This window comes from Cellulomonas hominis (genome assembly GCF_005239125.1).
Classification (GTDB): domain Bacteria; phylum Actinomycetota; class Actinomycetes; order Actinomycetales; family Cellulomonadaceae; genus Cellulomonas; species Cellulomonas hominis_A.
In genome coordinates, this window is record NZ_SZYE01000354.1 from 1 (window position 1) to 1136 (window position 1136).

Genomic DNA, 1136 nt, shown 5'->3' on the forward strand with positions numbered 1-1136 from the left:
GGCTGCGGCGGCCCCGCGGGTCTTGGGCGCCGCGGGCGCGGTGTGCCCGTGCCGGGCCGGCCGGCGCGGACCACCGCCGCGCCAGCGGCCCGGCAAGCAGCGCGATGCCCGCCGTCGCGACCACCGACAGCACGAACCCGACGTCCCGCGCCAGCCAGGGATCCACGACGAGCAGCACGATCACCGTGCACGCGAGGGCGGGCACCGACCGCGCCGGGCGGCCCGCCACGATGCCGAGCACGCCGACCGCGCCCATCACCGCCGCGCGCACGACGCTCGACCCGGGCTGCACCACCGCCACGAACCCGCCGAGCACCAGCGCGAGCGGGAGCCAGCGCCACCGCCGCGGCACCCCGCACCGCGTGACCACGGCCAGCACCACGGCGCCGAGGATCGAGAAGTGCGCGCCGGACACCGCCGTGATGTGCGCGAGCCCGGACACCCGCATCGCGTCGTCGAGGTCGCCGACCCCGCGGGTGTCGCCGACGGCCACCGCCGGCAGCAGTCGCCCCGCGTCACCAGGGACCGCGGCCGCGGTCGCGACCAGCCCGGTCCGCAGCCCGTCGGCGACCCGGAGCACGGCGGGCGGAGGTGCACGGACCGCCGGGTCGCCGTCCGCACGGGCGCGGGCCATCGCGCGCCGGGCCGTGTCCGGGACCGGGGAGAGCCGCGCCTCCACCGCGACCCGCGTGCCGTAGGCCAGGTCGGACGCCGCGGCGGGCGCGTACACGTCGACCGCGGCGCGCGTCCCGAGGGCGCCGCCGTCCGGCCCGTCGACACCGCGGCCGGCGCCCCCGCCTGGCCCCTGCCCGGCACCGACGACGGTCACGGAGTCGACCGCCAGCAGGAAGCGCACCACACCCCGCGAGCCGCCCCCGCCGCCCGGCGCCTGCGGGGTGGACCGGACGGTCCCGACGAGCCGCACCCGTGCGCGATCCTCGGCGAGCCCGCGGACGTCCCCGGCCTCGCGCGCGCGGACCTGCGTCCCCGTCGCCAGCAGCAGCACCGCCACCGCGCCCACCGCCAGCCCGCCCTGCGCCCGCAGCGCGGCCCTGTCCGGCAGGCGGGCGTGCGGGTGTCCGCAGGGACCCCGGCGCGGGCCGAGCTCCCGCGGGCGGGTGCGCAGCGCCTGCCGG

Annotated in this window: 1 protein-coding gene; it reads right to left on the reverse strand. The window is 81.2% G+C overall.

The features are described 5' to 3' along the window. A partial coding sequence (locus FA014_RS19550) for a ComEC/Rec2 family competence protein (RefSeq protein WP_195969401.1) occupies window positions 1–1136 on the reverse strand: 1136 nt, incomplete at both ends.